17 protein-coding genes are annotated in these 18,645 nt (G+C 69.3%); 13 read left to right on the top strand and 4 right to left on the bottom strand.

The annotated features are described in order from the left end of the window. The first annotated feature begins 37 nt into the window (after window positions 1–37). The 12 genes from ACEXQC_RS14815 to ACEXQC_RS14760 all read left to right on the top strand — a co-directional run bounded on the left by ACEXQC_RS14815 (window position 38) and on the right by ACEXQC_RS14760 (window position 12,698). On the top strand, window positions 38–532 hold the full coding sequence (locus ACEXQC_RS14815; protein WP_374823918.1) for an 8-oxo-dGTP diphosphatase: 495 nt from the start codon (window positions 38–40) through the stop codon (window positions 530–532). A 110-nt stretch (window positions 533–642) separates the two neighbouring features. Further along, the gene (locus ACEXQC_RS14810; RefSeq protein ID WP_374823910.1) at window positions 643–1,992 is read left to right on the top strand and encodes an NtaA/DmoA family FMN-dependent monooxygenase; all 1,350 of its coding nucleotides are present in this window, start codon (window positions 643–645) and stop codon (window positions 1,990–1,992) included. Next, complete coding sequence (gene tenA / locus ACEXQC_RS14805) at window positions 1,989–2,687, top strand: thiaminase II (RefSeq protein ID WP_374823907.1); 699 nt, start codon at window positions 1,989–1,991, stop codon at window positions 2,685–2,687. Before ACEXQC_RS14810 ends, tenA begins: the two co-directional genes overlap by 4 nt. Window positions 2,688–2,695: 8 nt before the next feature. Further along, window positions 2,696–3,742, top strand: coding sequence for an amidohydrolase family protein (locus ACEXQC_RS14800; protein WP_374823904.1), 1,047 nt, complete (start codon window positions 2,696–2,698; stop codon window positions 3,740–3,742). Beyond that, a complete protein-coding gene (locus tag ACEXQC_RS14795) occupies window positions 3,739–5,127 on the top strand; it encodes a GMC family oxidoreductase (protein WP_374823901.1) in 1,389 nt (462 codons plus the stop codon). The genes ACEXQC_RS14800 and ACEXQC_RS14795 overlap by 4 nt, the downstream gene beginning before the upstream one ends. 131 nt (window positions 5,128–5,258) lie before the next feature. Beyond that, window positions 5,259–6,584 (top strand): amidohydrolase family protein, encoded by a 1,326-nt coding sequence (locus ACEXQC_RS14790; RefSeq protein ID WP_374823898.1) that lies wholly within the window; start codon window positions 5,259–5,261, stop codon window positions 6,582–6,584. A gap of 85 nt (window positions 6,585–6,669) precedes the next feature. Continuing rightward, window positions 6,670–7,713 (top strand): ABC transporter substrate-binding protein, encoded by a 1,044-nt coding sequence (locus ACEXQC_RS14785; RefSeq protein ID WP_374823895.1) that lies wholly within the window; start codon window positions 6,670–6,672, stop codon window positions 7,711–7,713. 25 nt (window positions 7,714–7,738) lie between these two features. Then, complete coding sequence (locus ACEXQC_RS14780) at window positions 7,739–8,377, top strand: TenA family protein (protein ID WP_374823892.1); 639 nt, start codon at window positions 7,739–7,741, stop codon at window positions 8,375–8,377. After that, window positions 8,377–9,261: an ABC transporter permease gene (locus ACEXQC_RS14775; protein ID WP_374823889.1), complete on the top strand. Its 885-nt coding sequence runs from the start codon at window positions 8,377–8,379 to the stop codon at window positions 9,259–9,261. The genes ACEXQC_RS14780 and ACEXQC_RS14775 overlap by 1 nt, the downstream gene beginning before the upstream one ends. 1 nt (window position 9,262) lies before the next feature. Beyond that, complete coding sequence (locus ACEXQC_RS14770; protein WP_374823886.1) at window positions 9,263–10,081, top strand: ABC transporter ATP-binding protein; 819 nt, start codon at window positions 9,263–9,265, stop codon at window positions 10,079–10,081. Continuing rightward, window positions 10,078–11,157: an LLM class flavin-dependent oxidoreductase gene (locus ACEXQC_RS14765; protein ID WP_374823883.1), complete on the top strand. Its 1,080-nt coding sequence runs from the start codon at window positions 10,078–10,080 to the stop codon at window positions 11,155–11,157. The genes ACEXQC_RS14770 and ACEXQC_RS14765 overlap by 4 nt, the downstream gene beginning before the upstream one ends. Before the next feature lie 71 nt (window positions 11,158–11,228). Next, window positions 11,229–12,698, top strand: coding sequence for an SDR family NAD(P)-dependent oxidoreductase (locus ACEXQC_RS14760; protein ID WP_374824866.1), 1,470 nt, complete (start codon window positions 11,229–11,231; stop codon window positions 12,696–12,698). Between the two features lie 43 nt (window positions 12,699–12,741). Here the strand turns inward: ACEXQC_RS14760 and ACEXQC_RS14755 are convergent, their stop codons facing one another. From ACEXQC_RS14755 to ACEXQC_RS14740, 4 genes are all read right to left on the bottom strand, one after another. Further along, window positions 12,742–14,106, bottom strand: a complete 1,365-nt coding sequence (locus tag ACEXQC_RS14755) for a hypothetical protein (RefSeq protein ID WP_374823880.1) — start codon at window positions 14,104–14,106, stop codon at window positions 12,742–12,744. Between the two features lie 75 nt (window positions 14,107–14,181). Beyond that, window positions 14,182–15,498 carry an NtaA/DmoA family FMN-dependent monooxygenase gene (locus ACEXQC_RS14750; protein WP_374823877.1) on the bottom strand — a complete coding sequence of 439 codons (1,317 nt, stop codon included), beginning with the start codon at window positions 15,496–15,498 and terminating at the stop codon, window positions 14,182–14,184. 90 nt (window positions 15,499–15,588) lie between these two features. Then, window positions 15,589–16,251 carry a GntR family transcriptional regulator gene (locus ACEXQC_RS14745; RefSeq protein WP_374823874.1) on the bottom strand — a complete coding sequence of 221 codons (663 nt, stop codon included), beginning with the start codon at window positions 16,249–16,251 and terminating at the stop codon, window positions 15,589–15,591. 52 nt (window positions 16,252–16,303) lie between these two features. Further along, window positions 16,304–17,812 (bottom strand): aldehyde dehydrogenase family protein, encoded by a 1,509-nt coding sequence (locus ACEXQC_RS14740; protein WP_374823871.1) that lies wholly within the window; start codon window positions 17,810–17,812, stop codon window positions 16,304–16,306. A gap of 142 nt (window positions 17,813–17,954) precedes the next feature. Between ACEXQC_RS14740 and ACEXQC_RS14735 the strand changes: the two genes are divergently transcribed. Further along, window positions 17,955–18,608: a GntR family transcriptional regulator gene (locus tag ACEXQC_RS14735; RefSeq protein ID WP_374823868.1), complete on the top strand. Its 654-nt coding sequence runs from the start codon at window positions 17,955–17,957 to the stop codon at window positions 18,606–18,608. The last annotated feature ends 37 nt before the right edge of the window (window positions 18,609–18,645 follow it).

The raw sequence follows: 18,645 nt of genomic DNA, 5'->3' as shown, positions 1-18,645 counted from the left end.
AAACATGCCGAACACATGCCGGGGATATCATCCACAGGTGTCCCCCGTCTCCCCGTACCAGGTCTGCGTGGCGTTCCTCCTGCGCGAGGGTGCCGACGGCCGCACCGAGGTGCTGCTCGGTCGCAAGAAGACGGGGCTCGGATCCGGCAACATCGTGGGGCTCGGCGGCAAGGTCGAGCACGGGGAGTCGGCGCTCGAGGCGATCGTGCGCGAGATCGAGGAGGAGTCGAGCCTCGTGGTGGAGCCCGGCGACCTCACCGAGATGGGGCTCGTGAAGTTCGCCTTCCCCTATCGGGAGAACTGGAGCCAGGACTCCACGGTCTTCGTGGGCGCGCGCTGGAGCGGCGAGCCCCAGGAGTCCGACGAGGTCTCGCCGAGCTGGTACCCCATCGACGAACTGCCCCTCGACGGCATGTGGGATGACGCCAAGTACTGGCTCCCCGCGGTGCTCGCGGGCGAGCGCGTGCTCGGCGACTTCACTTTCGGCGAGGACTGCGCCACCGTGAGCGACCACGAGCTTCACCGCCCCTAGACAAGCACCGCCCCTGAGCCGTACACACGACGGAAACACCACCGTGACGTCACCGTAATCGAGATATTAGATCCTAGATCTTAAGAGGATCGATACCGGACGGTGGCCTGATGGCGAGCGAACACGACGAGCCCGGCAACGGGCGCATGCTGCATCTCAACCTGTTCATGCGGCTCTACGGGCACCACCCGGCGGCCTGGCAGCGGCCGGGCACCGAGGTCGAGAGCGCCTTCGACCCCGACACCTTCGCCGCCCTCGCGCAGACCTGCGAGCGCGGCCTCTTCGACGCCGTGTTCCTCGCCGACTCCCACCTCGCCACCTTCGGCGGCCTCCACAACAGCTCGGCCTCCCTCTTCGAGCCGCTCACCCTGCTCTCGTACCTCGCCGCCAAGACCTCGCGGATCGGCCTCATCGGCACGCTCTCGGCCTCCTTCCACGACCCCTACAACGCGGCCAGGTCGCTCGCCTCGCTCGACTTGCTCAGTGGCGGCCGCGCGGGCGTGAACCTCGTGACCTCGCAGAGCGACGCCGAGGCGCCCCTGCACGGCATGGCCGCGCTGCTGCCGCCCGCCGAGCGCTACGCCCGCGCCCGCGAGTTCGCCGAGGTGCTGCTGGCGCTCTGGCAGAGCTACCCGCGCGAGGCCGTGCTCATGGACAAGGTGGGCGGCGACTTCCTCGACCCCACGGCCTTCACGCCCGTGAGCCACCACGGTGCGGCCTTCGACGTGGAGGGCCCCCTCAACATCCCGCGGAGCGCTCAGGGTCGGCCCGTGATGGTGCAAGCGGGCGCCTCGCCGGAGGGGCGCGACCTGGCCGCGCACTACGCCGAGGCCATCTACGGCATCGGTTCGACGCTCGAGGATGCGCGCGACTACTACGAGGACATCAAGCGGCGCACCCGCGAGCACGGCAGGCACGAGCACGACATCGTGGTGCTGCCCGGTGTGGTCACGATCATCGGCGACACGATGGCCGAGGCCCGCGACACGAAGCGTCAGCTCGACTCGCTCAAGTCGCTCGACCGCCAGCTCGCGGTGCTGAGCGGCTACATCGGCCGGGACTGCGCAGGGCTCGATCCGAACGACCCGATGCCGGCGCTGCCCCCGCTCCACGACTTCCCGGGCCCGAAGGGCAGGTACGTCATGATGCAGACGCTCTCGGTCGACGACGACGGCCGCACGGTGTCGGTGGGCACCATGCTCGAGCGCATCTCGGCGGGCGGCGGCCACTTCACCGCCGTGGGCACGCCCTCCTCGATCGCCGACGAGCTCGTGACGTGGTTCGAGGGTCGGGCCGCTGACGGCTTCAACGTCAACGCCTCCACCCTGCCCGAGGGCATCGAGCAGTTCGTCGACAAGGTGGTGCCCGAGCTGCAGGAGCGCGGGGTCTTCCGCACCGCCTACGAGGGGTCGACCCTGCGCGGGCACTTCTCCGAGCGGCGAGCGGTGGTCTCGCGATGAGCGCCTCCGCCCCCGCCACCACGGCCGCTCTGCGGGAGTCGGTGGGCACCCTGTGGCCCGCCCTCCTCGAGCATCCCTTCCCGCGGGGTCTCGCCGACGGCACCCTCCCGCTCGAGCGGTTCCGCTTCTACGTGACCCAGAACCTCCTCTACCTGCCCGACTACGCGCGCATGCTCGCCGTGGGCGCCTCCCGCTCGCAGAGCGGAGTCGTGCTCGAGGAGTACACCGACGCCCTCGTCAACATCGTGAAGGTCGAGCTGCCGCAGAACGAGCGCATGCTCGCCGACGTGCTCGCCCTGGCCGGTGCCGGCCCGGAGAGCGAGCTCGTGCGCGCCCCCGCCACGGTGGCGTACACCTCGTGGCTGCTCTCCGTCGCCTCGGCGGGAGACGCCAACGACATCGCCGCCGCACTCCTCCCCTGCGCCTGGAGCTACGGCGAGATCGCACGCGGTCACCTCGCCACGGCCGTGCCGCACCCGGTCTACCGCGGCTGGATCGAGTTCTTCGCCTCCGACGCCTACGACGCCGTGGTCACGACCCTGCGGGCCTCCTTCGACCGCGAGCTCGAGGCTATGCCCGAGGCCGCTCGCCGACGCGCCGCCGACATCTTCATCACGGGCTGCCGCCTCGAGCGCCAGTTCTGGGACCAGGGGTTCTCCGGAGCCACCTGGGCCGACCTCGAGCCCCACGGATAGGAACCACCATGACCCTCCAGATCGACGCCCACACCCACATCCTCTCCATGGGCACGGATGCGGCCTTCACGAAGCGCTACGGGCGCGAGGGCTCCCTCACCATCTACCGCGCCGAGGGGAAGCTGCCGAGCCACCGCTGCCCGGTGGACCACGAGTGGGAGGAGATCGAGGCCGCGGAGGGCAAGGACGGCTTCGGCGTGGTCGGTCCGCACGAGACCGTGGCGGCGCATCCCGGCTTCGACAAGATCGTGGCGCTCGCCGTGAGCCCGCAGTACCTCGAGGGCCGCCTCATGGGCACGGTCGACGTGCTCGGCCAGACCGACGTCACGGGGGAGCAGCACCCCGAGCGGTGCAACGAGTACATCGCCGGCTGCGTGCGCGCCGAACCCGAGAAGATCATCGGCTTCGCCTCGGTCAACCCCGCCTACCGGGGAGTCAAGGCCGCCGTCGACGAGCTCGCCCGCGCGGTGCAGGAGGACGGCCTGCAGGGTGTGAAGCTCTACCCGATGTACCAGCACTGGTCGCCCGTCGACCGCGACCTCGCCTTCCCGGTGCTCGCGGCCGCGCGCGATCTCGGCATCCCCGTCATGATCCACCAGGCAGGATCCACGCGCATCGACGCGAAGATGGAGCTCGGCCGCCCGGCGCTGCTCGACGACATCGGCCGCAACTTCCGCGACCTGACGGTGATCATGGCGCACTGCGGCATCCCGTGGATCGACGAAGCCATGTTCATGCTCACCAAGCATCCGAACTTCTATACCGAGATCAGCTACCACATCGCCACCATCACGAGACGCGATCTGTTCCTCTTCCTGCACCGCGCGGAACCGTTCTTCGTGCCGCTCGAGAAGATCATGTTCGGCACCGACTTCCCCGGCTTCCTCTACGACCCCGTGGGCCTCCGCGAGAAGCTCCTGACCGTCAACGACGAGGCGGCGGCCCTCGGCCTGCCGCCGATCCCGCAGTCGAAGCTCGACGGGGTCATGGGCGGCAACTTCGCCGCCCTCCTGGGCCTCGACGAGACGACGCAGAAGGCGGAGGTCTCGGCATGAGGATCGTCATCGCGGGTGGAGGCAACGGCGGCCTGCTCGCCGCCCACCGGCTGGCCGACCTGGCCGAGGTCACCCTCATCGAGGCGGGCGCCGATCCGGGGGATCCCGTGCCCCACCGCTACCTGCACGAGCACGCGTTCCCGGATGCCGACTGGGACTACACCGACCTCGACTCCGGCCGCCACCTCGTGCGCGGCAAGGTGCTCGGCGGCGGCTCGAGCGTCAACGCCGCGGCGGGCTCGCGCGGCCAGCCGAGCGGATTCGAGGCGTGGGGCGAGGGCTGGCAGTGGGACGACCTGCTGCCAGGACTCCGCGCCATCGAGACGGACGAGCAGTTCGGCGACCGGCCGTACCACGGCAGCGAGGGCCCGATCCGCGTCACACGCCTCTCGCAGAGCCCTCTCGACCTCGCGTTCGCCGCGGCATCGCGCGACGCGGGGCACCCGGACTGCGCCGACCACAACGCCCCGCACACGCAGGGTGTCGGGCCGTGGCCGACCAACCGCGTCGAGGAGGGCCGCTGGGGAGCGCTCGCCGCCGTGGCCCCGCTCGTGCGCCCGCGCGTGACCCTGCGGGACCGCTCGTTCGTGCGCCGCATCGTGATGGAGGGCGTCCGCGCCGTGGGGGTGGAGATCGACGGCCCCGGCGGCGTCGAGATCCTCCCCGCCGACCTCGTGATCGTGGCGGGAGGTGCGTTCGGCACCCCCGAGCTGCTCTGGCGCTCCGGCTTCGACCTGCCCGGCATCGGCCAGGGCCTGCAGGATCACCCCTGGCTCATGATGAACGTGCTGGCGCGCGACGAGGCCGACGTGTTCGCCCGCCCGGTGAGCGGATCGCTGCTGCGCGCCGGTGTCGCCGACGACCCGGCCGACGAGTTCCAGGTGTTCCCGTTCTCCACCTGGCTCTACGACCGCTCGGCTCCCCGCAACGGCTACAGCGTCTCGGTCGCCCTCATGCAGCCCGAGGCGCGCGGCAGCATCACGCGCGGAGAATCGGGGGCGGACCGCGACCGCGGTCGCATCCGTCTCGGCCACCTCGGCACCGACTCGGATGCCGAGCGCATGGCGATCGCGGTGCAGAAGACCGCCGACGTGATCGACGCCATGGCCGACGAGGGCATCATCACGGTGCCCGAGGACGCCTGGTGGAAGACCACCGACCTCGTGCCCGAGCTGCGCCGACGGGTCGAGACCTACAACCACCCGGTGGGCAGCTGCGGCATCGACCGCGTGGTCGACAGGCGGCTGAACGTGCTCGGCACCGAGGGCCTCAAGATCATCGACGCCTCGGTCTTCCCGCGCATCCACGATGCCGGCCCGAACCTCGTGACCATGGCCGTCGGCTGGCTCGGCGGCGGCCTCGTGATCGACGACGAGCGGCTCTGAGGTCGGTGTGTTTCGAGCGTGTTACCGCGTGTGAACACTGATCGATTCGGCTTGAAGAGGGCCTCCGGGGCCCCTAACCTCTAAATAAGATCTTAGATCTGAAACCCTGATCGCCTCCCGGAAGACGAGAAATGTCCCGCATCCACCTCACCAACGGCATGGTCCTCACGCTCGACGACGAGGGCACCTACCTCGAGAACGGCACCGTCGTGCTCGACGACGACCGCATCAGCTGGATCGGCCCTGTGGCCGACGCTCCGGCCCCCGCGGCGGGCGACACGGTGATCGACGCGACGGACAAGATCGTGATGCCCGGCCTCATCGACCTGCACTTCCACACCGCGCTCGGCAAGGGCTACAACGACCACCTGCCGCTCTGGGAGTACCTCGACGAGTGCTGGTACCCGCTCATCCGCGCCCTCGACTTCGACGCGGCCTACTGGGCCGCCATGGCGAGCTACACCGAGTCGATCAAGGCCGGCGTCACGACCGTCAACGACATGTACCGCAAGCTCGACGCGCTCGCCGTGGCCGCCGAGGAGATCGGCATCCGGGTGGTGCTGTCGAACGACATCGCGCTCGACGAGTTCCGGCTCGACACCCTGCAGGACAACGTGGAGGCCTTCCACCGCAGCCACGGAGCCGCGAACGGACTCATCGAGGTGCGCTTCGGCATCGAGTGGCTGCCGCTGGCCTCGCCCGAGCTGCTGCGCGAGACCCGGGGGCTCGCCGACGAGCTCGGCATCGGCATCCACATCCACCTCAACGAGTCGATGTCGGAGGTCGAGAACAGCCTCGAGCGCTTCGGCAAGCGGCCCACCGAGCTCGCCTACGAGACCGGACTGCTCGGCCCCGACGTGGTCGCCGCGCACTGCGTGCACCTGAGCGACGACGAGATCAGGATGATGGCCGAGACCGGCACCCACATCTCGCACAACCCCTCCTCGAACGCCAAGCTCGGCAACGGCATCGCGAGGGTGCCCGAGATGCTCGCCGCGGGAATCAACGTGGGGCTCGGCCACGACGCCGTGGAGTGCAACAACTCGGCCGACATGTTCGAGGTCATGAAGTACTCCTCGCTCGTGCACAGGGCCCAGCGTCAGGATTCCTCGCTCATGCCCGCCGCCGACGTGCTGCGCATGGCCACGAGGAACGGCGCGAAGGCGCTCGGGCACGAGACCGGTCAGCTCGTGGTCGGCGCGAAGGCCGATGTGATCCTCGTCGAGACGAACTCCGTGGAGTTCACCCCCATGCTGCGGGAGACCCCCGTGCACATGACGAGCCACCTCGTGTTCGCCGCGAACGGCGGCATGGTCGACACCACCATCGTGAACGGTCGCGTGCTCATGCAGGGCCGCACGCTCACGACCGTCGACGAGTCCGAGATCGTGCGCCAGACCAACGCGGCCTTCCGCCGCACGGTCGAGCGCATGGAGGTCGTGCACCGCCCCTCCTGAACCCCCCCACCTGAGCCCATCCCATCCCCATCCCCACCACCGCAAGGCCCCCTGCACCGCCCGACAACGAAAGAGGACCACGCACATGACGAAGAAGCGGAACTTCACCGCCGGACTGGCCTTCGTGGCCACCGCCGGTCTGCTCGCCGCCTGCTCGAGCGGCGGCTCGGCGGCCGAATCCACCGATGTGGCGGAGGGCGAGCTCACCCCCATCACCTTCGCCCTCGACTGGACGCCCAACACCAACCACACCGGTCTCTACGTGGCCATCGAGAAGGGCTATTTCGAAGAGGCCGGTCTCGACGTGGAGGTGCTGCCCTACAACGGCTCCTACCCCGAGACGCTCATCGACGCGGGATCCGCCGACTTCGGCATCGGGTTCCAGGACGTGTCGACCTTCTCGATGGCGGCGGGCGCCGACGTGCAGGCGATCATGGCCCCCATCCAGACCTGGGTGACGGCCATCGGCGTGCGCGCCGACGACGACTCCATCCAGAGCCCCGCCGACCTCGACGGTCTCACCTACGCCGGGTTCGGCAGCCCCTCTGAGGAACCCACCCTCAAGGCCGTCATCGAGGCCGACGGCGGGACCGGCGACTTCGAGAACGTGACCCTCGGCACCTCCGCCTACGAGGCGCTCTACTCGGGCGACGTGGACTTCACCATCCCGTTCGAGACCTGGGAGGGCATCGAGGCCGAGCTCAACGGCACGCCCATGAAGTACTTCAAGTTCACCGACTACGGCTTCCCCGACAACTACGGACTGCTCGTGCTCGGCAACAAGACCTGGATGGGCGAGAACGCCGAGACCACGAAGGCCTTCACGCAGGCTCTCGCCAAGGGCTACGAGGATGCGATCGCCGACCCAGAGGGCAGCGCCGAGATCCTCATGGCCGCCAACCCCGACGTGCTCACCGAGGAGGAGCTCGTGGTCGAGAGCCAGACCCTGCTCTCGAGCGACTTCATGCTCGACGACAACGGCGAGTTCGGCCTCATGACCGACGAGCAGTGGACGGGACTCGGCGAGTTCTACCTCGAGGCCGGCCTGCTCGCCGACATCGACGGCAACACTCTCACCGAGGCGCCGGACTGGTCGAGCTTCTACACCAACGAGTACCTGACCGACTGATCAGCTCCCGAGCAGAGAACACGACATGACAGACAGCCCAGCCCGCCCGCTCTCCGCGCGCCTCACCGCGATCATCGCGGAGGGTGTGGCGGGCTGGGCCGATCTGCCCATCCTCGCCGGCATCCGATCCGGCACCCTCGATCCCGCCCTGTTCCGCAACTACCTCGAGCAGGACTACCTCTACCTCCGCGCCTACGCCAGGCACTACAGCCGGCTGGCCGCCACCTCCACCGACGACGAGACGCTCGAGTACTTCGTGGCCCTCGCCCACGGCGTGGTCGCCGTGGAGCTCGAGCACCACAAGCAGGCCGCGCTGCCCTTCGGCTGCGACTTCAGCGACGTGCGGCCTTCGCCCGAGACGGCCGAGTACCTCGCCTTCTACGACGGCTTCGCCGACGACTTCGACGGGATGCTCGTGGCGATGCTGCCCTGCATCTACGGCTACGGCGTGGCCCTGGAATCCCTCCGCGGCGCCGCGGAGGGCGCCTACCGGGAGTGGGTCGACATCTACACCGGCGGCGACTACGCCGCGCTCGTCGACCGGCACCTCCGCCTCGTCGACGACGCGCGGCTGCCCGAGCACCGGGCCCTCGAGATCACCGACCGCGCTCTCGAGCTCGAGCGCCGGTTCTGGAACCAACTACCCGAGACCGTGGAGGCCTGATGACCAGCGTCGAGAACAGGAAGAGCGCGTCGCCCGCGGCGGGAACGGCCGCTGCCGGCTCCCCGCCGCCGCGCGCCGCGCAGAAGAGCAGGCGCAAGCGCCCGCGCCGCGACTCGTTCTGGGGCAGCGTGGTGCCGCCCGTCGTGATCGTGGTGCTGCTGCTCGTGGGCTGGGAGCTAGCGGTCACGCTCACGGGCATGCGGCCCCAGGTGCTGCCCGCCCCCTCGCGTGTGGTGGTCGAGGGCTTCGAGCGCGCCGACATCATCTGGGGCCACACCCTCTCCACCCTGCAGGTGACCCTCATCGGGTTCGCCTTCTCGCTCATCGTGGCGTGGGTGATCGCCGTGGCGATCGACTTCTCCGGCGTGCTCCGGCGCGGAATCATGCCGCTGCTCGTGGCCTCGCAGACCATCCCGATCATCGCCATCGCGCCGCTCATGATCATCTGGTTCGGGTTCGGACTGCTGCCGAAGATCCTCGTGGTGGCGCTCGTGACCTTCTTCCCCATCGTGGTGGGGCTCATCGAGGGCTTCAACAAGGCCGATCGCGAGACCAGCAACCTGCTCCGCAGCATGGGCGCGAGCCGGTGGAAGGAGTTCACCTTCGTGAGGCTCCCCTCGGCGATGCCGTCGTTCTTCACCGCCCTGCGCATCTCCATCACCTACGCGGTGGTGGGCGCGATCTTCGCGGAGTACGTGGGCGCGCAGTCCGGTCTCGGCATCTTCATGTCGACGCAGAAGAACGCGTTCCGCACCGACCTCGTGCTCGCTGCGGTGGCCGTCACGGCCGTGCTGAGCATCTCGCTGTACCTGCTGACCTTCGTGATCGAACGCTTGGTCATCCCCTGGAGCTTCAAAGAGAGGAAGGCGCGAGGTGACCGCTGAGATGAGTGCAGGCGCACACGTCCCCAAGATCGAGATCGTGGGTCTCGACAAGCAGTTCGACCTCGGCGGCGGCGAGACCCGCCACGTGGTCGACGACATCTCGTTCTCGGTGCAGCCGGGCGAGTTCGTCTCCGTCATCGGCCCCTCGGGCTGCGGCAAGAGCACGATGTTCAACATCATCGCGGGGCTCGAGGATCCGGATGTCGGTGAGGTGCGCGTCGACGGCGCCGACGTGGTGGGGCAGCGCGAGCACTTCGCCTACATGCCGCAGAAGGATCTGCTGTTCCCGTGGCGCACGATCGTGGAGAACGGTGCGCTGGGCCTCGAGGTGCAGGGCATGCCCAAGAAGAAGGCGCTCGAGCGGTCGAAGTCGTTCTTCCACACCTTCGGTCTGGCCGGGTACGAGAACGCGCATCCGTATGAGCTCTCCGGAGGCATGAAGCAGCGGGCCGCTCTGCTGCGCACCGTCGTGCAAGGGCGCGAGATCCTGCTGCTCGACGAGCCGTTCGGCGCCCTCGACTCGCTCACCCGCATCGAGATGCAGAACTGGCTGCAGGGGGTGTGGTCGGAGTACTCCTGGACGGCCGTGCTCATCACGCACGACATCCGCGAGGCCGTCTACCTCTCCGACCGCGTGATCGTGCTCACCGCGCGACCCGCCTCGGTGCGGCTCGAGCTCGAGATCGACCTGCCGCGCCCGCGCGACCTCTCCGTCACGACCTCGCCCGAGTTCATCGCCTACGAGGAGCAGCTCATCGAGGTGCTCCACGAGGAGTCCCGCAAGGCGTTCGCCCAGCAGAATGGAGCCCCCCGCTCATGAAGGACATCGAGTACGGCATCTTCATGCCCGTCGGCTCCGGGGGCTGGATCCCCTCGGGCAACATCCCCGAGCTCGACGGCAGCTACCGCTACAACCTCGAGGTCGCGCGCGACTCCGAGCGCTTCGGCTTCGACTTCACGCTCTCGCAGGCGGTCTGGCGCGGGTACGGCGGGGTGTCGAAGCACTTCGACGTCAACCTCGAGTCGCTCGTGACGAGCGCGGGGCTGGCCCAGGCCACGACCGACATCGGTGTGTGGTCGACCGTCAACACGGCGCTCCTGCACCCGGCGGTGGCGGCCAAGATGGTGGCCACGCAGTCCGAGATCTCGAACGGGCGCACCGGACTCAACATCGTGGCGGGCGGCAACCGCATGTCGGAGAAGCAGATGGGGTTGGGGCTCGACCTCGACAATGCCGCGAAGTACCGCAGGGCGGGGGAGTGGGTCGAGATCGTCAAGGCGCTCTGGACCTCGGCGTCGGTCGACTACGACGGCGAGTTCTTCACCCTCGAGGACTGCCAGAGCGACCCGAAGCCCGTGGGCGGCATCCCGCAGATGATCTGCGCCGCGACCTCCGACACCGGGCTCGCCTTCGTGGCCAAGAACCTCGACGGCGTGCTCTTCGAGGGCACCTCGCGCGACTCCGTCATCTCCATCGGGCAGCGGGCGCGCAGCATCTCGCAGGCCAACGGCGACAAGCTCAAGACCTACTGCGTCTTCATGATCATCCCCGGCGACACGGATGCGGATGCGCAGCGGCGCATCGACCACTACAACGCCGGGCGCGATCTCGTGGCCATCACGAACATGGCGCGGGAGTGGGGGGCCGTGCAGCACGACCCCACGGCCTACAACCCGGACAACGAGAACTGGGCGTCGTCGACCGCCATCTCGACAGGCACCGTGGCGGGCTCCACCGAGTCGATCGCGGAGCAGCTGGCCGACATGATCGAGCACGCCGACGTCGACGGAGCGGTGTTCATCATGCCCGACTTCAAGGACGACCTCGCGGCCCTCGGCGAGGAGATCATGCCCATGCTCGTGAAGGGCGGGTTCGGCAGAGTCGCTGCGGCGTAGAATCTCGTGTGACCTTCGACGACACCGATGCCTCTGCTGGCTCCGACGCCTCTGACGCTTTCGGGCCCCGCATCGATCGTGGGGAGCTCGAGGTCGCGCTGCGGGTGCTGCGGCAGATGGTGGAGCTCGACGAGGAGCACCCCGACTTCGTGACCATGCGCCATGCCACGGCGCACATGTTCAAGGCCGTCAAGCACAAGCGGCGGCGCGAGATCAGGCAGGCGATCGCCGAGGCCGATCGGGGCGTCGTGGCGGCCACGGCCACCGGGGCGCCGGACCGGATCGACGACGAGACCCGCGGGGTGCCGCTCAGGGCCGCCGGCGCGGTCACCGATGGCACTGCCACCACCGCTGCGACGGCCGGCACCCTGCTCAAGGCCCGCAAGTGCTACATCTGCAAGCAGCCCTACACGCTCGTCGACGCGTTCTACCACCAGCTCTGCCCCTCGTGCGCTGCCCTCAGCCATGCCAAGCGCGAGGCCCGCACCGATCTCACCGGTCGTCATGCGCTGCTCACCGGGGGCCGCGCCAAGATCGGCATGCACATCGCCTTGCGGCTGCTGCGCGACGGCGCCCACACCACCATCACCACGCGCTTCCCGCGTGACGCCGTGCGCCGGTTCAGCAGCCTGCCCGACTCGGCGGAGTGGATCGGCCGGCTCAAGATCGTGGGCATCGATCTGCGCGACCCCGCCCAGGTCATCGGGCTCGCCGACGAGGTGGTCGCGGCAGGCCCTCTCGACATCCTCATCAACAACGCCACCCAGACCGTGCGGCGATCGCCGGGCGCCTACCAGCCGCTCGTCGACGCGGAGTTCGCGCCGCTGCCCGACGGTCCGCTGCCCGAGCTCGTGACCTTCGGCCACACCAACGACCAGCATCCGCAGTCCCTCGCCCGGTCGGTGAGCGCGCACCCGATCCTTGCGGCGGCCGCCACCGCGGCCACGGCGGCCGACGAACTCACCGCGCAGGCCCTCGCCCCCGGTTCGAGCTCGCTCGAGCGTCTCGCGGCGGGCACGGCCATCGACGCCGGCGGCCTCGTGCCCGATCTGCACGACGTCAACTCGTGGACCCAGCGCGTCGACGAGGTCGATCCGCTCGAGATGCTCGAGGTGCAGCTCGCCAACACGACGGCGCCGTTCATCCTCATCTCGCGTCTGCGGCCGGCGCTCGCCGCGAGCGAGGCTCCCCGCCGCTACGTCGTGAACGTGAGCGCCATGGAGGGCGTCTTCGCGCGCGGCTACAAGGGCCCCGGCCACCCGCACACCAACATGGCCAAGGCCGCGGTCAACATGCTCACCCGCACGAGCTCGCGCGAGATGTTCGAGACCGACCGCATCCTCATGACGAGCGTCGACACGGGCTGGATCACCGACGAGCGCCCGCACCCCACGAAGGTGCGCCTGGCCGAGGAGGGCTTCCACGCGCCCCTCGACCTCGTCGACGGCGCGGCCCGCGTCTACGACCCCATCGTGCGCGGCGAATCAGGCGAAGACCTCTTCGGCGTCTTCCTCAAGGACTACACCCCCGCCGCCTGGTGACCGGGCTGCCTGGCAACCACCCTGCAGCCTGATCCGCTGAGCGCTACTGCGACTGGAGGTCGAGCACGAGGCCCTCCGTGAGGCGCAGGATGGCCGCCTCGCAGTCGAACTCCGGATCCGGTTCGAGCAGGGCGTCGACGAGCGCGTCGACGGCGAGTGAGGCGATGGGGGTGGGGCAGGAGGGACTGCCGTAGGCGGCGCCCCACACCGTGTGCAGGCTGTGGCGCACCACGCCGAGACCCTCCAGGGCGGCCACGAGCAGCACACCGAAAGCTCGATGGTCGTCACGGAGCGACGACCGCAGCCGAAAGCCCACGAGCGGCAGGATGTTGCGGTAGAACTCGCCCATCCGCGTCGCGAAGGCCTCCTCCGCCGCGGACATCTCGGTGCGGAGCGATTCGGCCAGCTGCGGCGAGGAGCTCGCGGAGGTGGTGCACGCCACGTAATTGCGCCACTCCATCGACCCCGTGAGCTCGGAGAAGGACTCCACCGTGAGCAGCTGGATCAGCTCGTCGAGCACCGCGCGCCGCTCTGCCGGGTCGCGAAGGCGCTCGCTCTGCCGGGCCACGAGGTTCCAGGCGTCGATCAGGTTCTCGTCGTCGGCCTTCGTGCCCAGGCCGTCTTTGGCCAGGTGCAGCAGCACGTCGGCTTCCATGATCTCGGAGCTCGGCCAGAGCGCTCGGACCCGAGCGACGGGCACGCCGAGCGTCGAGGCCACTCGCGACAGCAACCCGGGGGGTACCCCGACGACGACACCGGAGCGATTCAGCTCGTCGACGGCCGCTGCCAGCACCGACACGCGGCACAGGTGCTCCTCGGCCTCGGCGGCGGCACGCGAGAAGGTGGTGTTCCCGCCGACCGGCCGGCCGACGGGGAGGCCGTGTGCGATGCCCGACCGCTCGAGTTCGGTTGCAAGAGACTCCTCCAGCGTCGCCAGCTCGGCGAAGAAGGCCTGTGCGCGAAGGCACGCATCGTTCCACCTGGCCGTGCCTCGGGAGCGGACGAGCTCCCGCGATGCCAAGCCTGCTCGCTCGCGCGCGATCCGGTGATCCGCCACGAGTCCCGCCAACGGCGTGCTCTCCGCGCCTCCTCCCGTGAGACCCGTGACGATCGACCCCGCCGCCGAGGCGGCCCTCGACTCCCACGCGGCGACCGCCGCGATCGTGGCGTCGAGATCGGTGGACCGCAGGCTGCCGGTCACGACCGTTCCCGAGCGCGACCACTGCACGCTGTAGCTGTACCACCCGGAGTCACCGCATCCGGGATCGTGGAAGTAGTCGCCGGCCGGGTGGGCGTGCGCCTCCACGAGCGCGCACGGCCTGCCGTGTTCATCCCGCACGAGGTGCAGGGTCTCCTGGGCCCCGTCGCCACGGTGGAGTACCTCGTGCGAATGGGTTGCGTCGGCCATCGCGGCCCTCCCGATCTGATAGTGAGCAATGGTCACTATAGTGCCGTCGGGCGGGAAGGGGCGGGGCTGGGCGGGTCAGAAGGCGAGGAGGTTCTCGCGGAAGGTGGGGGCCGTGTAGGCGGTGCGCACGCGGGCGCGGCGCTGCAGGGCGGGCACGAGGGCGTCGGTGATGCTCAGCACGAAGGCGCGGCTGGGCTGGAAGCCGGGGGCCTCGATGAGGTAGCCGTCGCCGCCCACCTCGTCCATCACCGCGCACATCTCGTCGGCGACGGTCTCGGCCGAGCCGATGAGGTCGACGCTGTCGGAGGAGAAGCCCATCTCCACGATGCACTGCCGAAGCGTCTTGCCGCTGTCCCACTGGGCCAGGCGCTCGAGGATCCCCTGGCTGCCCTCGGTGTGGATGCGGGGGAGCGGCGCGTCGAGGTCGTAGACCGAGAGGTCGTGGCCCGTCCACCCCGACATGCGGGCGAGGATGTCGAGCTGCGAGCGCTCTGTGGCGAGGATCGAGTCGTAGAGCGCCCGCGCTTCCCCATCGGTGCGGGCCACGATCGGGGTCACCAGGTACATCACCTTGCAGCTGTCCGGCTCCCGGCCCGCGAGCACGAGACGGCGGCGGATGTCGTCGCGGAACGCCCTCATCGCCTCGGGTCCGCGCTCGGTGGCCACGATGCACTCGGCGTGCTTCGCCGCGAAATCGCGGCCGGCCGACGACGAGCCCGCCTGGATGAGCACGGGCTGCCCCTGGGGCGACCGCACGGTGTTGAGGGGGCCGCGCGAGGAGAAGTGCGCGCCCCGGTAGTTGATCTCGTGCACCTTCGAGGGGTCGGCGTAGACGCCCGTCTCGTGATCGCGCACGACCGCATCCGGAGCCCAGGAGTTCCACAGCGCTTTCGCGATCGACACCGTCTCGTCGGCGATCGCGTAGCGCTCGTCGTGCCCCGGATAGCCGTCGAGACCGAAGTTCTCGGCGATGCCGGCGCCGGCCGTGGTCACGAGGTTCCAGCCGAAGCGGCCGCGGGTGAGGGAGTCGATCGTGGAGGCGAGCCTCGCCACCGAGTACGGCCGGTTCCACGTGGTCGACATCGTGGCGGCCACACCGAGGTGGCGGGTGTGCGAGCCGATCACCGCCGTGAGCGGTACCGGATCGTGCTTGGGTGCCACGAAGGCGTGCTCGAGGTAGACGTCGCGCGATCCCCCGTACGAGTCGGGCACGGCGATCGCATCCTCGATGAGCAGGAAGTCGAAGCACGCCCGCTCGAGATCGCGGGCGATGTCGACGTAGAAGTCGCCCGTCCAGAAGTCGCCGCCCCCCGAGGCCATCGGCCCGTTCCACTCATCGGGCGCGAACGCCGTGAAGAAGCCGAGGTGGAAGGGCCTGCCACTACCGGACATCGAGACTCCCGAGCGTCGAATCAGATCTGATATCTGAAACGCTACTGAGCCCGTGTTTCCCCGACGTTTCCGTCAGGAGAAGAAGAGGGGCTAGACGCCGAGGGCCTCTACCTGCTGGCGCTGCACGGAGTGAACGTGGGCGCGCAGGGCGGCCTCGGCCGCATCCGCGTCGTGCGCTGCGACCGCCTCGATGATCGCGCGGTGCTCGGTGAGGGAGCGCGCGATGGAGTCGGCGGAGAGGTTGACCCGCCCCACCCGCCGCAAGTGCATGCTGAGGCGCTGGCGGATCTCGTCGAGCAGGCTGTTCTGCAGCTGCTCGAACAGCACCTCGTCGAAGTCGTCGAGGCTCGCCGCGGCCTCGGCGATCTCGCCCCGCTCCACGGCGCTCTCGGCGGAGGCCACCGTGCCCGCGAGACGCTCGGCCGTCGAGGGCCCGTCGGCGAGAGCGGCCCGACGCACGCACTCCACCTCGAGGATCTCGCGCGCCTCGAAGATCTCGGCCAGGTCGGCAGAGCTGTACGACGACGCCCTGGCGCCCCGGTAGGCGGCGATCTCCACCAGTCCGTCCTGCTGCAGGCGCACGAGGGCCTCGCGGATCGGCGTCTTGCTCACGCCGTACATCTCGGTGAGCGTCGCCTCGCGGAGCGGCTCACCCGGCGCGAACACCTGATCGATCAGCGCTTCACGTAACCGCTCGTAGACCCGGTCCTTCACCTGCAGGGGCGAGACGCGCTCGTCGCCGGTCAGAGACATGCTGCTCCCGTGGGGTCGAATGGTGTGGGCACCATCCTGACACGGCGCGCGCTCAGCCGAGGTCGATCCACACCGTCTTGGTCTGCAGGTAGGGCTCGAGCGCCTCGGCGCCGAGCTCCTTGCCGTAACCGCTCGCCTTGAAGCCGCCGTAGGGGATGGCCACGTCGAACATGCCGTACGTGTTCACCCACACCACGCCCGCCTGCAGGGCGGCCGAGACGCGGTGCGCCCTGGCCACGTCGCGGGTCCACACGCCCGAGGCCAGGCCGAACGCGGTGTCGTTGCCGAGCGCGAGCGCCTCCTCCTCGGTGGAGAACCGGCCCACCATGCCCACGGGCCCGAAGATCTCCTTGCGCATGATGTCCATCTCGGCCCTCACATCGGTGAAGAGGGTCGGCTGCACGAAGTAACCGCCGGCGAGCGACGAGGCCTGCGCCGAGGAGGAGACCGGCGCCCCGCCCACCACCGCGGTGGCGCCTTGCGAGATGCCGGAGGCGATGAGCGAGTCGACCCGCTGCTGCTGCTCCTCGCTCACGAGCGGTCCCATCGTGGTGGCCGGGTCGAGCCCGTTGCCGAGCCGCACCCCCGAGACCCTCGCCGCGAGCCCCTCCACGAAGCGGTCGTAGATCGAGTCGTGCACGAACACCCGGGCGCCGGCGATGCAGCACTGCCCCTGGTTGAAGTAGACGGCCCCGAAGGTGCCCTCGATCGCCTTCTCCAGGTCGGCGTCTCCGAACACGAGCGAGGGCGACTTGCCGCCGAGCTCGAGCGAGAGCCGCTTCATGTTGCCGCCCGAGGCCTCGAGGATCTTGCGGCCGGTCGCGTTCTCGCCCGTGAACGTGATCTTGTCGACGTCGAGGTGCCGCGAGAGCGGGGCGCCGGCGCCGGGCCCATCACCGGTCACGACGTTCACCACACCGGGCGGGAACCCGATCTCGAGCATGAGCTCGACGAGTCGCAGCGCCGAGAGCGGGGTCTGCTCGGCGGGCTTCAGTACGAGGGTGTTGCCGGCCGCCAGGGCGGGCCCGAGCTTGTAGCCGCACATGAGCAGTGGGAAGTTCCAGGGGATGATCGCACCCACCACACCCACGGGCTCCCGCCGCGTGTAGACGTGGAAGTTCATGCCCGACGAGGGCGCGATCGTCGATCCCTCGATCTTCGTGGCCCAGCCGGCGTAGTACTTGAAGAGGGATCCGGCGAGCGGCACGTCGAGCACGGTGGACTCGCCTGTCGGCTTGCCGTTGTCGAGCGTCTCGAGCTGGCCGAACTCGGCGGCCCGTCGCTCGATCTCCTCACCCAGCTTCCACAGCAGGTTCGCGCGCTCGGCGGGAGCGAGGCCGTTCCAGACGGGCAGGGCCGCCCGGGCGGCGGCCACGGCGGCGTCGACGTCGGCGGCGGTCCCCGACGCCACGGTGGTCAGTTCGCTGCCCGTGGCGGGGTCGTGGACCGTGATCCTGGCGCCGTCGCTCGCGGGTCGCTGCTCGGCCCCGATGATGAGGCCGTGCTCGCGGTCGAGGAAGCTGCGGACCTCGGGGAGGATGACGTCGCTCGGTGCCGACATGAAGGACTCCTGCTCATAAAAGATCTGATATCTCATTTCACCCTAAACGCAGCGGGCTCGCGTGAGTCGTCGCCTCCGCGAGTCGTTACATGGTGTTAACGCAGCCCCGGGAGAGAGAAAAGATCTGAGATACGATATGGCTGTGACCACCGTGCCCGCCCGAGACGCGCTCGAGCCCGTCCAGGTCAAGGATGTCGTCTACCTGCGCATCCGCGACCGCATCGTCGACCTCACCTTCGCGCCGGGCGAGTCGCTCCGCGAGGTCGCGCTCTCGGCGATGTTCGGCGTGAGCAAGACCCCCATCCGCGAGGCCCTCGTGCGCCTCGAGCGCGATGGGCTCGTGGAGATCGTGCCGTATCGGGGTGCGCGCGTGCGTCGCTACACCGAGGAGGATGTGCGAGAGCTCTTCGACGCCCGCGGCATCCTCGAGACCGAGTGCGTGCGCCGAGCCGCCTCCACGAGGGATGCCGCCGTCATCGCCGCCCTCACCGCCAACATCGAGGAGACGGCCCTCGCGCTCGAGGCCCACGACGAGGATCGCGCGGCCGCCGGGCTCGACGCCTTCGACGACATCCTCTTCGGCATGCTGCACAACAAGCTGCTCTCGGATGTCTTCGACCGGTTGAGCGTGCACCTCAAGCGCATCGGCAAGATGGGCGCGAGCGTGGAGCGCTTCCGCGACTCGCTGCAGTTCCACCGCGAGATCGTGTCGGCCATCGAGGCGGGTGACCCGGCCGGCGCGGCGGCGGTCATGCGCGAGCACATCGGCTCGGTCCGCGAGCTCTCCGCTCCGTAACAAGCTGTTTACGTGATCGACTCGCGATCGGCGTGAA

The organism is Herbiconiux liukaitaii (assembly GCF_041927495.1).
GTDB lineage: Bacteria > Actinomycetota > Actinomycetes > Actinomycetales > Microbacteriaceae > Herbiconiux > Herbiconiux liukaitaii.
Note: the sequence above shows the minus strand (reverse complement) of the source record. Positions and strands in the feature narration are given on the sequence as shown.

Bases quoted from the DNA above. Each gene is read 5' to 3' on its own strand.
- ACEXQC_RS14785 (WP_374823895.1), top strand. From the start codon at position 6,670: ATGACGAAGAAGCGGAACTTCACCGCCGGACTGGCCTTCGTGGCCACC.
- ACEXQC_RS14775 (WP_374823889.1), top strand. From the start codon at position 8,377: ATGACCAGCGTCGAGAACAGGAAGAGCGCGTCGCCCGCGGCGGGAACG.
- ACEXQC_RS14740 (WP_374823871.1), bottom strand. From the start codon at position 17,812: ATGTCGGCACCGAGCGACGTCATCCTCCCCGAGGTCCGCAGCTTCCTC.
- ACEXQC_RS14800 (WP_374823904.1), top strand. From the start codon at position 2,696: ATGACCCTCCAGATCGACGCCCACACCCACATCCTCTCCATGGGCACG.
- ACEXQC_RS14795 (WP_374823901.1), top strand. From the start codon at position 3,739: ATGAGGATCGTCATCGCGGGTGGAGGCAACGGCGGCCTGCTCGCCGCC.
- ACEXQC_RS14810 (WP_374823910.1), top strand. From the start codon at position 643: ATGGCGAGCGAACACGACGAGCCCGGCAACGGGCGCATGCTGCATCTC.
- ACEXQC_RS14750 (WP_374823877.1), bottom strand. From the start codon at position 15,498: ATGTCCGGTAGTGGCAGGCCCTTCCACCTCGGCTTCTTCACGGCGTTC.
- ACEXQC_RS14765 (WP_374823883.1), top strand. From the start codon at position 10,078: ATGAAGGACATCGAGTACGGCATCTTCATGCCCGTCGGCTCCGGGGGC.
- ACEXQC_RS14790 (WP_374823898.1), top strand. From the start codon at position 5,259: ATGTCCCGCATCCACCTCACCAACGGCATGGTCCTCACGCTCGACGAC.
- tenA (WP_374823907.1), top strand. From the start codon at position 1,989: ATGAGCGCCTCCGCCCCCGCCACCACGGCCGCTCTGCGGGAGTCGGTG.
- ACEXQC_RS14780 (WP_374823892.1), top strand. From the start codon at position 7,739: ATGACAGACAGCCCAGCCCGCCCGCTCTCCGCGCGCCTCACCGCGATC.
- ACEXQC_RS14745 (WP_374823874.1), bottom strand. From the start codon at position 16,251: ATGTCTCTGACCGGCGACGAGCGCGTCTCGCCCCTGCAGGTGAAGGAC.
- ACEXQC_RS14755 (WP_374823880.1), bottom strand. From the start codon at position 14,106: ATGGCCGACGCAACCCATTCGCACGAGGTACTCCACCGTGGCGACGGG.
- ACEXQC_RS14770 (WP_374823886.1), top strand. From the start codon at position 9,263: ATGAGTGCAGGCGCACACGTCCCCAAGATCGAGATCGTGGGTCTCGAC.